Source organism: Gemmatimonas groenlandica (assembly GCF_013004105.1).
Taxonomy (GTDB): Bacteria; Gemmatimonadota; Gemmatimonadetes; order Gemmatimonadales; family Gemmatimonadaceae; genus Gemmatimonas; species Gemmatimonas groenlandica.
This window is the reverse complement of the sequence record NZ_CP053085.1, coordinates 645,035-660,245: the sequence shown is the minus strand read 5'-3', so window position 1 is coordinate 660,245 and position 15,211 is coordinate 645,035. Positions and strand designations below refer to the sequence as shown.

9 protein-coding genes and 1 pseudogene are annotated in these 15,211 nt (G+C 63.2%); 2 read left to right on the top strand and 8 right to left on the bottom strand.

Annotated features, from left to right (window positions below; all coding sequences use genetic code 11):
• The first annotated feature begins 126 nt into the window (after positions 1–126).
• Positions 127–1,731: a SulP family inorganic anion transporter gene (locus HKW67_RS02710; protein ID WP_171223934.1), complete on the top strand. Its 1,605-nt coding sequence runs from the start codon at positions 127–129 to the stop codon at positions 1,729–1,731.
• Positions 1,718–2,365 carry a carbonic anhydrase gene (locus tag HKW67_RS02705; RefSeq protein ID WP_171223933.1) on the top strand — a complete coding sequence of 216 codons (648 nt, stop codon included), beginning with the start codon at positions 1,718–1,720 and terminating at the stop codon, positions 2,363–2,365. The genes HKW67_RS02710 and HKW67_RS02705 overlap by 14 nt, the downstream gene beginning before the upstream one ends.
• An 81-nt stretch (positions 2,366–2,446) precedes the next feature.
• Here HKW67_RS02705 and HKW67_RS02700 read toward each other — a convergent pair.
• From HKW67_RS02700 to HKW67_RS02665, 8 genes and pseudogenes are all read right to left on the bottom strand, one after another.
• Positions 2,447–2,824 (bottom strand): annotated as a pseudogene (locus HKW67_RS02700) (DUF2911 domain-containing protein); the annotation flags it as partial.
• 12 nt (positions 2,825–2,836) lie between these two features.
• The gene (locus HKW67_RS02695) at positions 2,837–6,424 is read right to left on the bottom strand and encodes an ABC transporter permease/M1 family aminopeptidase (protein WP_171223931.1); all 3,588 of its coding nucleotides are present in this window, start codon (positions 6,422–6,424) and stop codon (positions 2,837–2,839) included.
• Positions 6,424–7,320 (bottom strand): ABC transporter ATP-binding protein, encoded by an 897-nt coding sequence (locus HKW67_RS02690; RefSeq protein WP_171223930.1) that lies wholly within the window; start codon positions 7,318–7,320, stop codon positions 6,424–6,426. The genes HKW67_RS02695 and HKW67_RS02690 overlap by 1 nt, the downstream gene beginning before the upstream one ends.
• A 214-nt stretch (positions 7,321–7,534) precedes the next feature.
• Positions 7,535–8,035: a DUF2911 domain-containing protein gene (locus tag HKW67_RS02685; protein WP_171223929.1), complete on the bottom strand. Its 501-nt coding sequence runs from the start codon at positions 8,033–8,035 to the stop codon at positions 7,535–7,537.
• Between the two features lie 170 nt (positions 8,036–8,205).
• Positions 8,206–8,655, bottom strand: a complete 450-nt coding sequence (locus HKW67_RS02680) for a tellurite resistance TerB family protein (RefSeq protein ID WP_171223928.1) — start codon at positions 8,653–8,655, stop codon at positions 8,206–8,208.
• A 9-nt stretch (positions 8,656–8,664) separates the two neighbouring features.
• Positions 8,665–11,748, bottom strand: coding sequence for a WD40/YVTN/BNR-like repeat-containing protein (locus HKW67_RS02675; RefSeq protein ID WP_230981110.1), 3,084 nt, complete (start codon positions 11,746–11,748; stop codon positions 8,665–8,667).
• An 86-nt stretch (positions 11,749–11,834) separates the two neighbouring features.
• Positions 11,835–13,460: an N-acyl-D-amino-acid deacylase family protein gene (locus tag HKW67_RS02670; RefSeq protein ID WP_171223927.1), complete on the bottom strand. Its 1,626-nt coding sequence runs from the start codon at positions 13,458–13,460 to the stop codon at positions 11,835–11,837.
• Positions 13,457–15,145 carry an N-acyl-D-amino-acid deacylase family protein gene (locus tag HKW67_RS02665; RefSeq protein WP_171223926.1) on the bottom strand — a complete coding sequence of 563 codons (1,689 nt, stop codon included), beginning with the start codon at positions 15,143–15,145 and terminating at the stop codon, positions 13,457–13,459. The genes HKW67_RS02670 and HKW67_RS02665 overlap by 4 nt, the downstream gene beginning before the upstream one ends.
• Positions 15,146–15,211 lie beyond the last annotated feature (66 nt).

Genomic DNA, 15,211 nt, shown 5'->3' with positions numbered 1-15,211 from the left:
CTCAGCGTGACCACTCCAGAGCACAACGGTACGCCACCGGATGCCGTAGGCGCACCGAACGCCATGGGCCAAGCGGTAGGCCTCGGCGGTTTGTCTGCCAGCTCGCGACCATCTTCTCCTCACTCAATGACATCACCTCGTGAATCGGTAGTCTCGTCCTATAGCGGGAAGGTGTCGTGGTCGCACGACGCGCCAGCCGGACTCGTCGTCTTCCTCGTGGCGCTACCGCTCTGCCTCGGCATCGCGCTCGCCTCCGGAGCGCCGCTCTTCTCCGGCGTCATTTCGGGCATCATTGGCGGACTCATCGTCTCGATGCTTTCCGCATCATCGGTGAGCGTGAGTGGACCGGCCGCAGGCCTCGCCGTAATCGTGGCAACGGCCATTCAATCGCTCGGTTCCTTCCCCGCCTTTCTGCTGGCGGTGCTGGTGGCAGGCGTGGCGCAAGTGGGCTTCGGGTTTCTGCGTGCGGGTCGCATTGCCAACTATGTGCCCAACGCGGTGATCAAGGGGATGCTGGCCGCGATCGGCGTGGTCATCATCCTCAAGCAGATTCCGCATGCGCTCGGTCGTGACACCAGTTACGAGGGAGATTTCGACTTCTTCCGCTCGGCGGATGGAGCGTCAACAACGCTCTCCGATGTGGCGGATGCCGTCGTATCCGCGAACGGAGAGGCTATTCTCATTTCGGTCGTCTCCCTCGCGATCCTTCTCGCGTGGGAGTCCCCGTGGATTAAGTCACGCAAGTCGCTCGCGATGGTCCCCGGCGCGCTCATCGTCGTGGCGGTTGGCATCCTGCTGAACGAGTTGTTCCGCACCATCTCGCCCGACTTCTTCCTGCGCGCCGAAGACGGCCATCTGGTGACGCTACCGGCAGGGGGGCCGACTGACCTGCTTGCGCAATTATCCGGTCCTGACTGGTCCCGGTGGACGGACCGCCGGATCTACTCCACCGGCCTGACGCTCGCCATTGTGGCGAGTATCGAATCCTTGCTCTCGCTCGAAGCCTCCGACAAGCTGGATCCGCAGCGACGGATCTCCAATCCGGACCGTGAACTAATGGCCCAAGGTGTGGGAAATATCGCGGCCGGACTGATTGGCGGTCTTCCGGTCACCGCGGTGATTGTGCGGAGTTCGGCCAACGTATACGCCGGAGCCCGATCGCGGTGGTCCGCCTTCATTCACGGAGTCCTCCTGCTCGTGTGCGTTGTTGCGATACCGAGCCTCCTCAATCGCATCCCGCTGGCCAGTCTGGCTGCGGTGCTTCTGATGGTGGGCTACAAGCTTACCAAACCCGCGTTGTACCGCGATTCATGGAAGGCGGGCGTTGATCAGTTCCTCCCGTTCATCGTGACGGTCATTGCAATCGTCTTCACTGATCTGCTGATCGGCGTGCTGATTGGCGTGGTGTTCGGCGTGATCTTCGTGATCCGGACGAATCACCATTCGGCGTTCACACTGGTGCATCAGGAGTCGATGTATCTGCTGCGCTTCAACAAGGATGCGTCGTTCGTCAACAAGTCTGAGCTCAAGGCCAAACTCGCCTCCCTACCCACACAGTCGAGTCTGATCGTCGACGGCACGCGGGCCAGCTTCATCGACAGCGACCTGTACGACGTGATTGCGGACTTCCAGGAGGGAGCGCCCCACAAGCAGATCGCGATCGAGTTCAAGCAGTTCCACAACAAGTCGCAAAACTACCGGAAGCGGAGACGGACCAATGGAGTCGTATAAGAAGCTGCTCCTCGCCAACAAGGCCTGGGTGCAGGACAAGCTCAACGTCCGTGACGACTACTTCTTGCGCATGGCCGACGACCAGACGCCGGAGTTTCTCTGGATCGGCTGCTCGGACAGTCGTGTGCCCGCCGAAGACGTGACCGGCACCGAACCGGGCGAGCTGTTTGTGCACCGGAACATCGCGAATCAGGTGATTCATACCGACTTCAACATGCTCAGCGTGCTCCAATACGCGGTTGAGGTGTTGAAGGTGAAGCACATTATCGTCTGCGGTCACTACGGGTGCGGCGGCGTCAAGAATGCGCTCTCGCACAAGCATCTGGGCCTGATCAACAAGTGGCTGCGCAACATCAAGGATGTATATCGCATTCACCGGCACGAACTCGATGGGCTCGCCGACCCCGATCGTCGCCTGCGCCGACTGGTCGAATTGAACGTCCAGGAGCAGGTCTGGAAGCTGGCGGAGACGTCATTCGTACAGCACGCGTGGCAGACGCATCACGACATTCACCTGCATGGATGGGTGTACGACCTGCACACCGGGCTTATCAACGATCTGTTGATGCTTCCACCGGGCACGCACATCGACGACATCTACAAGATGGACTTTGACGACGTCAAGCCGAGGTAGGCACGCATCGCGTGGACAGATACGGGGTACGAAGCGATTGCGCTCCGTACCCCGTGCTTCGTACCCCGTACTTCGTACCGCTTACTTCGCCGTAAACACCGCCACGGCCTTGTAATTGTCCCACGCCACAATGAGCTCGCCGCCCTTACCCGCCGGCTTCACCATGATCTCCATCTTCTCGACCACCGCGTTGTTGCTCGTTACCGTCATCGGAATGCGCGCAAGATCCTGCTTCTCGTCGTAGTCCGTGCCCCACTGCTTGGTCTGCTTGTTCACCACCAGCTCCCACTTGCCGTTCTCGACGATCTTCGTGAACAGCGTGTAGGTACCCGCCGGCACCAGGGTCGCACCGAACTGCAGCGGCTTGCTCGTGGTGAAGTGCGTGGCTTCGTTGGCCCCTGTGCGCCACACCATGCCCCACTTCATGTCGCCGAGTCCGTTGAACAGCACGCGACCACGCTTGGACGGACGCTATGGTCGCACCTCGCGACTGTTGTCCGACGGCACTCGGTCAATCAGCAGATTGTACGGATCGATACCTGCGCGGGCTGGCGTGCTCTTGACGATGAATTCCGCGCGCACCACGCCACTGGTCACCTTGATCTTGCGAACTGCCAGCGGCGCGCCAATGCGCGCGCCGGCTTTGGGCGCAGCAAAGACGCCGACGTCGATATAATCGTTCAGGGGTGCCGGTGCCTCGGTGCCCAGCGAGTCTGCGCGAAACTTCGTGGCGGTTCCTACGACCGTGACCTTGTACTGCCCATTGGCCTGCTTGGCGGTCAGCACGCTATCGGTCTTCACGTCCCACAGCGTGATCGTCTCGAAATAGTCGTCGACCGCCATTTGCATTGAGTCTGGCGTCGCCGCACGAATGTGTTTCATGAGGTCGAGCGTCGTGGCATACGGCGGCCCCGCGAACCGGCCTTCATCGAGGTACGCGCGCAGTGCGCCGTGCAGTGCACTCTCGCCAATCAGATCTCGAAGCGCGAACAGCGCCAGGGACCCCTTCTGGTACCAGATGTATGCTTGCAGGTCCACGCGGGTGAGCGGGTGCTCACCCTTGGTCTCACCCGCACGGCCACGCAGATAGCGCTCGAGCTCGGCGCGAAGAAACTTCTGCGTAAAGGCGCGCCCGTGAAGACGGTCCGTGACCACGAGCGCAGCGTACTCGGATAGCGACTCGGAAAGCATCTGCGCGCCTTCCACGTCGGCCGGCATGCGTTGATACGGAAACCACTGGTGCGCGATCTCGTGCGCGGTCACGAAGTACGGCAAGTCGGTGTCCTCCACATCGGATGAATCGACGCGGGCCACGAAGCCGATGGCTTCCGAGTATGGGACGGTGTTCGGGAACGATTGCGCGAAACCCGCGTACCGTGGGAACTCGAGAATGCGCAGCTGCCGATGCGGATACACACCGAACTCATTGGAGAAGAACTCCAGCGAGGCCTTCGACGCCTCGAGCATGCGTGCGACGTTGAACGTGTGCCCTGCATAGTGGTACACCTCGACGGGCACGTCGCGCCACATCGTCTTCGTCACGGTCCAGCGCGCCGAGAGTACCGAGAAGAAATTCGGCATCGGCTTGTCCATCACATAGTGAAAATAGCGGCGGCCGTTGCTTGCCCACTCTTTCTGCAGGTACCCCGGCGCCATCGCAATCTGGTCGGGGTCCGTGCTGACCGTTGCCTCGAACGAAACGAAGTCGGCATCCTGAGAAAACGATTGCCGTTGCAGGGCGACGACATCGGTGCGCGGCTTTCCGCGGCGCTGCAGCGGAAGCTTGTACTTCCTGCGCAACTCGTCGCTCTGCAGCTCTTGGTCCTGACCGTACCCGAGCGTCGGAAACTTGTCGCGGTTGAAGAACGTGCCGTTCTCCACCAGTGAGCGGTCTGGCTCCCCGCTCGGGAAGCCGCGCCTGGCATAGTGTTGCACGACCCGAAGGCGCAGCGAGTCGCCGGGCGCGAGCGGTGTGGCGAGCCGAACGAGTTGAACACCGAAGGCGGTGTCGGCCTTGAGCACGGTATGCGGACGATCAAAACGCAGGGTATCGAGCGTCACCCCGAGGCCTGGTAGATCGCTCGCAACATTGACCAGGACGCTGTCAATCGCTCGTGATAAGCGATTGACCATCGTGTAACTGGTGGCCGTGCGCGCCGTGCCGGCCGTCGGCTGAAGGTCCACGGTGATGGACGTGGCCACGACCTTTGGCGGCGTGAGCGTTTCGAGCGGCCGCCACGTGCGTTCATATGCGACTTGCCGGCGCTCCCCTTCCTTCCGCGTGAAGTACGGGTTGACGATGCTCGCGTTGTAGTAAAACAGGCCGCCAAACGCGGTTGCCCCGACCGCGCCGCCCGCCGCCAGGGCCGACACGCCACCACGAAGCCGGGGGGCCAACCGATCGCGCAAGGACGCCATCGCCGTTCCCCGATGCCAGACCACATAAGTGACCGCCAGCAGGATCGCGGCGACACTTAGATTGAAGCCATGCACCGCCAGAAACGACTGCAGATACGGACCCGTGGCGTTGAGATCGGACCAACGCATGGCCGGAGATGCCGCGATCTGCAGCAGTCGGTAGTCATAGCCGAGATTCGCCGTCGCGATATTGGCGACCCAGATCAGGATCACGATCACGTGTCCGATGGGCTTGCGCGGCACGAGGGACTGTACGAGAAACGCGAGCGCAACCATCACGAACCAGCCTGGAAAGTCCGTGCCGTACACGTACAATGCGTACACGCCAAGGTTGATGACCGGATACCCCTTGAGCACCTGCACGGTCATACTACCTAGCATGGCGACGGTGCCGAACGCGAACAGGAGCGCCATCATCGCCGTGAACTTTCCTGCCAAGACGCTGACAGTACGCACCGGACTTGCATCGAGTACCTGATCGAGCCGCACTTGCCGCTCGCGCCAGACCAACTCACCGGCGTAAAACGTCAACAACACGACCATGAACAGTGCGGCCGAACCAACCGATGTTTCCGCCATGAGCCAGCTCATGGGCCAGCTGCGGTTCTGACCATTCTGGTCCGCGAACCACGCGCTCATTAGCACGTTGATGAATCCGATCGCGGCGATCGCGAGAAACGGCACGGAACGAATCAGTGACCGAATATGAAAGGTGGTCACACCCCACCAGCCGACGATGGCGCTGGGCGGCGCATAGGTCTCGCGAGGTCGCCAGCCGCTCTTTGGCATGACACGTTCCCTTTCGGCCGCCTTGATCGCTTTTCGCCGTGACGTCACCGGCGCCTCCTTCTCGAGGCGCATGAAGCGGAATGCCGCTACCAACAGCACGACACCGACTGCAACCCACAGCAGCCGATTGGCCCCCAAAAACGAATCAAGCGGCAATGTGCGCGCGTTCTTTTCTACCGGTGTCCAATAGCGCGTCACCAGATCGATCGAGCGGAGCGCGAACGGGTCGATGAGGTTCGCCAGCTGATCACGATCGAGCGTTTGCACCAATCGGCCAGCCACTGAGTAGCCAACCAAGAGCAGAATGCCACAGACGTACACCGCGAAACTGCTGCGCGTCAGTGAGCCCACGGCAAACAGCATACTACTGATGAAGAACACACCGGGAACGCCGACGGCAAGGAACGGTTGGATGTAGTGCCAGAGTACGATGCTTTGGACCGTGCTCCCGTCGATCCATGGCATCAGGGTGCCCAACAGCGCGCCGACCGGCAACGCGGAGAACACCAACAGCATGGCGATCAAAGCCGCGACGTACTTGGCCGCCAAATACCCCGCGCGCGTGATGCGCGTGGTGAAGAGCAATTCGTGGACGCCCGCCTCGTAGTCGCGCAATACGGTGGTGCCCACCAACGCGCTGGTGATGATCTGACCGATCGCCAGCATGATGGCATACATCTGTGCGAGCGCATACGGGCTATTGCGTTTCACTTTACCAAGCGCCGGGCCCACAAGCACCGCATCGGTGCTGATCGCAAAGAACGCCAACAGGAACACAATCGCGACGTACAGCCACGTCGCTGGTCGCCGAAAATGGCCTCGCAGTTCAAAGGCGAAGAGCGTGCCGAACATCAGGCCTCCACCGGCACACGGCCGCCCGATGCCGCCGCAAGGCGATGGAAGTAGACATCTTCCAGATCGGGTTCAATCGCAATGAACCCGTCCCCAGGATCAGTCTCGGCGTAGGCATGCAACACGGTGTTGCCCGCCGCCATGCGAGTCGAGATGACCTCGTAGCGCGCCTTGTAGGCGTCGGCCTGAGCACGGGGCACCGTCCGACGCCAGATGCGCCCGCGCACCTCGTCGATGATTCGTTCCGGCTCACCGTGGACGATCACCTGGCCCTTGTTGATGATGGCCATCTGCGAGCACAGCTCGCGCACATCTTCGACAATGTGTGTGGAGAGAATGACGACGACCTTCTCCCCGATATCGGCGAGCAGGTTCAAAAACCGGTTTCGCTCGGTGGGATCAAGGCCCGCGGTCGGCTCATCCACGATCAACAGCTGGGGGCTACCGGCCAGCGCGATAGCAATGCCAAGCCGTTGCTTCATGCCGCCCGAGTAGCCGCCGGCACTCTTTTTACGAACGTCGTACAGGTTGACCTGATTCAGCAGGGCGGCCACGAGTTCCTTTCGTTCGCCAGCGTGCACCACGCCCTTGAGGGTTGCAAAATGATCGAGAATGGCCTCGGCCGGCATGTTCGGGTAGAGCCCAAACTCCTGCGGCAGATACCCGAGCTGCGCCCGCAATTTCTCCGGTTCCTTCAGCACATCGATGTTGCGAAAGTGAATGGATCCACTATCGGGAGGCTGCAGCGTGGCAATCGTGCGCATCAACGACGACTTACCCGCGCCATTGGGGCCAAGCAACCCGAACATACCGGGCGCGATGGAAAGAGAGATGTCCTGAAGCGCGCGTACGCCGTTCGGATACGTCTTCGCGATTCCTTCAATGCGGAGCGACATGGATACCTGTACGGAGTGCGTGGCGAGGGGTGAGCTCGCCATATCATGCGGCGCGAACGCCAGCCTAGCAACTCAGTGCTTTCCATCGGAGCGCCAATCGCCGTCGGCTGCTGCCGTGGAAGGAATGCTGCCGCGCACCAAGTAGAAACGCAGAACGGGGTACGAAGCGATCTCGCTCCGTACCCCGTACTCCGTACTCCCTACCCCCTACCGCCTACTTCGCCGTAAATCCCGCCACGGCCTTGTAATTGTCCCACGCCACAATGATCTCGCCGCCCTTGCCCGCCGGCTTCACCATGATCTCCATCTTCTCGACCACCGCGTTGTTGCTCGTTACCGTCATCGGAATGCGCGCAAGATCCTGCTTCTCGTCGTAATCCGTGCCCCACTGCTTCGTCTGCTTGTTCACCACCAGCTCCCACTTGCCGTTCTCGACGATCTTCGTGAACAGCGTGTAGGTACCCGCCGGCACCAGGGTCGCACCGAACTGCAGCGGCTTGCTCGTGGTGAAGTGCGTGGCTTCGTTGGCGCCCGTGCGCCACACCATGCCCCACTTCATGTCGCCGAGTCCGTTGAACAGCACGCGACCACGCTTGGACGGACGGCCGTAGTTCACGTTGATATTCGCACCAGCAACCGTGGTAACTACGGAATCGCGCGGCGACGCCGGCGCTTTGGGATCCATCTTCATGCCACCCTGAGCAGAAGCGGACACCGTCATCAGGGAAAGAGCAGCCACGGCGTAAGCGCCGCGACGAAGTGTACGGGTAAGCGACATAGTGTTGAGAAGGGTTGGTATGGTCGGGAATGGAAAGAAAAGCGGAACAGACAGCATGGGAATTTACCCAATCGGCGCCGGAAGGGTTCCCGACGCCGACGCTTCCCCTACTCCGCCTTCTTCCGGGCCTGGGCCAGGAACGCCGGCTCCAGCTGCAACAGGCTGGCCAGCTTCCGCATGAGATACGACTCCTGACTATCCAGAGAGCCGTCGGCCAGCGCCACCTGCCACATCAATTCTGCCAAGACAATGCGCTGCGCGACGTCGTAGTCCTTCACCACCTGCCGCGTGAACACGAAGTGGTCTACCGCGTCGTGATTGGCCGCCGCCGCTTCGGCCAGCATCTGCTTCGCACCGGCGTCGTCCACGCCGAAGTGCCGCTGCAAAATGTCCATGATCCGCGCCTGCTCGGCCTCACTGAACTCGCCATCGGCGCACGCCAGTTCCACCAACAGGGCGCACGCCGCCACCCGCACGTCGTTCACCTGCACCCGGGAGTGCGTGCCGGGAGTCCCCGGCACGCTGTCTCCGATCAACTTACGAATCGCGTCGAGCATGACTCGCGATTACATGCGCGTGGCCGGCCCGATCGCGCGATCGAGCTTGGCCTTCGCGGCTTCCAGTTCCTTGCGCAGGAACGTGTACCGCTCGTACGCGTCCTGACCCACCTTCTGGTCAGCCCGCGCCGTCATGCCGGCGAGATACTGGATGTGCGCCTGCAGCCCCGGCTTGCCGTAGCGAATGGGCTGCGTGTTCACGATCTCGCTCACTTCCTTCACCTTCGTGGCCGTGTCGGCCGCCGCGCCGGTGGCGCCCTTGTACTTGGCTTCCGCCGTACGCACCCGGGCCAGCAGCGCGTTCACGTCGGCCACCATCTCACGCATCTTCAGATTGTGCGTGTACTGCGCCTGCAGGTCGGCTTCCGTCGTACCGTCGGCCGCCAGGCGCGGGTCGATGCGCACGCGCAGCGGCACCGACTTCGTGACGCCACCGGCCGTCACCTTCGCGGTGTAGGTGCCCGGCGGTGAGCCAAGTCCGTTGGAGTGCTGCACGCCCCACACGAAGCGGTTCATACCGGCGTTCTTGGTCACGAGGTTCACCGTCGGCGCCACCAGCGTCGGGCGCGCACCACGTCCCGCCATCATCGCCTCATCGGGGTCATCCTCGCCGCCGCCGAAGCGCGGACGCGGTGCCTGCGGAATGATGCCGCTCTTGTACGTGTTCACGACCTTGCCCGCCGCATCGACGATGTCGATACGGACGGTGTCGTTCGGTGCACTGGCCAGGAAGTAGTCCACCGTCGGGCCGAGCAGCTGCGGCGTGGTCGTCGTACGGTAGCCGTCACGCGGCTTGAAGAGCACGAACGACTCGCTCTGCGTGGTCGGGCCGATCTGCTGCAACGCCGCGATGTTGTCCATGATCCAGGCGGCGCGACCCTGCGTCGCGACCACCAGGTCACCACGGTACACCTTGATATCGTTGATCGGGATCTGCGGCATGTTCAGGTTGAACGGCTGCCAGTGCCCACCGTTGTCGAACGAGATGTACATGCCGAACTCGGTACCGGCGTACAGCAGTCCTTCGCGCACGGGATCTTCACGCACCACACGCGTGGGCGCGTCGGCGGGAATACCATTCGTGCCATCGGTGAGCAGCTTCCACGTGTTGCCGTAATCGTTCGTGAGGTAGATGTACGGCTTGTAGTCGCCGAGCAGGTAGCGATACGTCGCGAAGTAGGCCGAGCCCTTGCGGTGCGGCGACGATTCGATCCATGCCACACGGCCGCCTTCACCCAGCTCCTTCGGCGTCACGCGCTTCCACGTCTTGCCATCGTCACGCGTGACCGAGAACGGACCGTCGTTCGAACCCGTCCAGATCACGCCCTTCTCCAGGGACGATTCGGTAATCGCGTACAGCGTGCTGTAGAACTCTTCACCCGTCACGTCACGCGTGATCGGCTCGCCGCTGCCGCCCTGACAGCACTTCGGGAACCAGGTGAGGTCGGGCGAAATCTTCTCCCACGTCGCGCCGTTGTTACGGGTGCGATGCAGGAACTGCGAGCCGTAGTACAGCACCTTCGGGTCATGCGGCGACAGCGCCATCGGCGTCGTGCGCTGCATGCGGTAGTCGAGATCACCACCGTCGTTTCCGTACAGCGACTGCGCGCCGATCCAGTAGTTCTTCGTCACGCCGGCGTCCACGTTCATCAGCGAGTACTGCCCCTTGCAGTTGCCGTGAATGAGGTTCCGGTCGCTCGGATGCGGAATGATCGGACCCGTCTCACAGCCCGGACCCGTGCGCACGGTGCTCATGTTGAACAGGTCGTTGTTGCTCGGCACGATGTACGTGCTGTTGTCCTGCTGCGCCATGTACAGCTTGTACGGGAACGCGTTGTCCAGCCACACGCCGTAGAACTCGGCCGTCGGCTGCACATCCTGCGAGCTCCACGTCTTGCCGCCGTCGTACGACACGTTCGCGCCACCGTCGTTCGACTGCACCATCGTGTTGCTGTTCGTCGGATTGATCCAGATGTCGTGATTGTCACCGTGCGGTGTGCGGAACGGTGCGACCGTCTTGCCGCCGTCGGTGCTCTTGTAGAACGTTTCGGCGCCACCGTACACCACATCGGCATTCGACGGATCGGCGCCCAGCGACGTGTAGTAGAACGGACGCGTGATCAGCCCCGGCGTGCTGTTCATGAGCGCCCAGCTCGCACCGGCATCATCGGAGCGATACAGACCACCGCCCGGCATCGCTTCGACCAGCGCGTAAATGCGATTCGGGTTGGCCGCCGTGACAGCCAGGTTGCCCTTGCCGGTGATCTGATTCGGCAGGCCACCCACCATCTTGGTGAAGCTGTCACCGCCGTTCGTGCTCTTGTAGAAACCGCCTTCGCGCGAGCCGGAGATGATCGACCACGGCTTGCGCTCGATGCGATTCATCCACGCGTACACCACGTTCGGATTGCCGGGCTGCAACTCCACATCCATCGCGCCCGTGCTGTCGCTCACGTACAGCGTCTTCTTCCACGACTTGCCGCCGTCGGTGGTCTTGAAGATGCCGCGCTCGTTGTTCGGCTTGAAGATGTCGCCGTATGCCGCGACCCAGACGATGTCCGGGTTCGTGGGGTGAATCCGCACCGCGCCGATCTGTCCGGCGTTGTACAGGCCGGCGAACTGCCAGGTGGCACCGTTGTCGACGCTCTTGTACACCCCACGGCCCGTGGACACGTTGCTGCGCACGCCGTCCGAGCCGGTGCCCACGTAGATGATGTTCGGGTTCGACTCCGCCACCGCGATCGAACCGGTCGAGCCGAGCGGGATCTTGTTGTCGGTGATGAAATCCCACGACTCACCGCCGTTGGTGGTGCGCATCACGCCACCGCTGGCGACACCGGCATAGAACGTCTTCGGCTGCGATGGCACACCGGTCACGGTGGTGACGCGGCCGCCGCGCGAATGGCCGACTTGGCGGTAGCTGAGACCCTTGAACAGGGCCGGGTCGGCGGCGGCCATCATCGCCGCCGCTGGGACCTTGGCAACGGCCCGGGCCGGCGCTGCGGCCGGCTTGGCCTGGGCGCCAACGGAAAGCCCCAGTGGAAGCGTGGCGCAGGCGGCCGAAATCGAGAGGAAGAGTGTACGGCGAATCATCTCAGGGAGCTCGAGGAGGGGCGGGACAGAGGCCATCAGAAAAGCTACGCCCAGCGGCGGCAGACGTTGAGGGGTGGAGCGTGTGACTACGCGGGACGAAGCACCTGCCCGGCCCCGGCCGACGGCCGTTGACCGTCCCGGACGGAGATCACGCCGTTCACCACGACGGCCGCTATACCGAGCGGGTACTGAAAGGGATTCGCGAAGGTGGCAGTATCGGCCACCCGAGCCACGTCGAATACCACGACATCACCGGCCAGACCGGTGGCGAGCCTGCCGCGATCGGCCAGATGCACCCGCGCCGCCGGCACCGCCGTCATCTTGCGGATGGCACTGGCCAGCGAGAGTGCCTTCCGCTCGCGCACATAGCGGCCGAGGACGCGCGGGAAGGTGCCGGCACCGCGCGGGTGCGGGCTGCCGCGTCGGGTGGGCCCATCGATCGCGAAGGCGCCGCCGTCTGAGCAGACCATGCTGAACTCGTGCGCCAGCAGGCGGTCGATGGTGTCCTCGCTCATGGCGAAGCCGAGCATGCCAACTTCGGCGCGGTTGCGCTCCAGCAGCCCGACGGCGGCCAGATACGGGTCAACTCCCTTGGCCGCCGCGTAGGCGCCCATACGCTTGCCCTCGGCGTCGCGGTCGACCGCCTCGGCCACCCGTGAGATCTGCACGTTGTCCCAGCCGCCGATCAGCTCCACCTTGGCCAACGCTTCGGTACGAACGCGCGCGGCAACAGCCGCATCCTTGAGCCGAGCAAGAAACGCGGTGGTCCCGCCGTCGCGACTCCACACCGGGAACAGGTTCGTGAGTCCGGTGGAATAGGCCTCGTACGGATACACGTCGAACTGGACATCGATGCCGGCCGTGCGCGCGGAAGCGATACGGGCCAACGCGGTATCGAGTTTCGGCCAGTTGCGCGTACCCTGCATCTTCAAGTGCGAGATCTGCAACGGGCAACCGGCGCCGCGCGCGACCGCAATCGACTCGTCGATCGACTCGAGCACGCGGTCGTCTTCGTTGCGCATATGCGTGGCGTACGGCAACCGCTTTGCCGCCAGTGGACGACAGAGCGCGACCAGCTCCTCGGGAGTCGCAAAGGCGCCCGGCGTGTATTCAAGACCGGTGGACGCGCCGCAGGCGCCGGCGGCGAGGGCTTGCTCCACCATGCGCACCATCCGCTGCAGTTCGTCGGCGGAGGCCTTGCGATCATCATCGCCCACTACGGCGCCGCGTACGCTGCCCAGGCCGATCATCGCGGCCACATTCACCGCCGGGCGCGCCGCCTCGAGCGAGGCAGCCCACGCCGTGAAGCTGCGCGCGCCATCCCCTTGAAAGCGCGAACTCCCATCGGCCCCCGCCACGATGGTCGTGATCCCCTGACGCACTAACGACTCGGCCCGCGGGTCGTCCAGCAACGACCCGTCTCCATGCGAATGGATATCGACGAAGCCCGGTGCCACGGCAAGGCCGCGTGCGTCGATCTCCTCCTCACCAGCGCCCACGATGCGCGGGGCAATCTCGGCGATACGACCGGCACTGATCGCGATGTCGGCCACGCGCGGGTCGCCGCCGCTGCCGTCGTAGATGGTGCCACCGCGAATTACGAGATCGTGCGCGGGGCGTCCCGGGCGCACATTGAGTCCGAAGCGCGCGTCGTTGGTCGCGACCGCCGCGACGATACCGGCCGCCTGCAGGAATTCCCGGCGGGTGCTCATCGCTTCGCTCCCGCACCGAGCACCACGCGTCCCGGCTTTGCGCCGGTATGCTCACCGTCCTTCAGCACCTGTACGCCATTCACGAACACGTGACGCATGCCGCTCGCGTACTGGTGCGGCTGCTCGAAGGTCGCGTTGTCGCGAATGGTGGCAGGATCGAACAGCACCACGTCGGCGAAGTAGCCCGGCTTGAGCATACCGCGGCGCGCCAGTCGCAAATTGCTCGCGGGCAGCGCCGACATGCGTCGCACCGCTTCCTGTAGCGTGAGCACCTGTTCGTCGCGAGTGTACTTGCCGAGCACGCGGGCGAAGCTGCCGTACGCCCGCGGATGCGGACTGCTCTTCAGAAACTTGCCTTCCGACGCCAGTGAACCGGCATCGGAGCCGATGCTCACCCACGGCTTCTTCAGTTCCTTCGCGATGTTGTCTTCGTCGATGATGAAGTAGATCGTCCCGACGCGCGTGCCGTCTTTCACTACCAAGTCCATCGCCGTTTCTTCCGGCGTGGTATTCCGCAGCTTCGCGACCGCGGCGAGCGTCATGCCCGTGTACTGCTTGAGCGAATCGGCCTTGAAGCCTGAGAGCACGACGCGTTCCGGCGAACCCGCCGCCAGCAGCAGGCTCTCCCACTTGTCGGTGGGCGCGCGCATTTCCTCCGCGACTTGCTTACGGGTAGCGGGGTCCTGCAAGCGCTTCGCCCACGCCGCGTAGCCACCCTCCTGCACCCACGGCGGCATCGCCGCGTCGAGTCCGGTTGCACCAGCCGTATACGGGTAAATGTCGGCGGTAATCTCCAGCCCTTCGGCGCGCGCCGCTTCGATGCGCGCGAGCACCTTGTCCATCTTCGGCCAGTTGCTCTCACCCGCCGCCTTCAAATGATAGATCTCCGCGCGTACACCCGCCTCACGCGCGATGGTGATCAGCTCCTCGACGGCTTGTTCCAGACGCGCGCCTTCGCTGCGCATGTGCGAGATGTACATCCCGCCAAACGGCGCGGCGGCTTTCATGAGCGCCACCAACTCCGGCGTCTTCGCATAGAAAGCCGGAGCGTAGATCAAGCTCGATCCCACCCCCAGCGCCCCTTCTTCCATAGCCGTGCGCACTTCAGCCTGCATCGCCTCGAGCTCCGACGCCGTTGGCGCGCGATCATCCCAGCCGACGTGATTGATCCGCACCGTCGTCGCGCCGATGAATGACGCGATGTTGGTGCTGATCCCCTTCTTCACGAGCGTGTCCTGATAGCCGCGCAACGTGCGCCACGTGATCGGGAAGGTGATGTCCCCCTGCTGCGACAGCATGTCCGCCCGCAGCGTATCCGAAAGCGGCCCCATCGAGTCGCCTTCGCCCATGACTTCCAGCGTAACGCCCTGCCGGATATCGCTCTGGCTCCGTCCGTCTTCGATGAGCGATTCGGTGGCCCAGCTCAGCATGTTGATGAAGCCTGGCGCCACGGCCAGTCCCTCGGCCTTTACCTCGAGCTGACCGCGCCCGCTCACCGTTCCGATGGCGACGATGGAATCGCCACGAATGGCCACGTCTCCCGTCATCGGCACGCCACCGGAACCGTCGTAGACGGTACCGCCACGAATCACGACGTCATACTCGGACGTGGCCGCGCAGGCGGCCAGGAGCAGGAGGGTCGCCACGTGATGGGCGACGCGAAAAAAGTGGATGCAACGGGTCATATGGGGAGGTTACGCGTTTCGGGCGCCCGCCGGAACCATTCGCCCGGTTCACGGGATTTCCCTCGG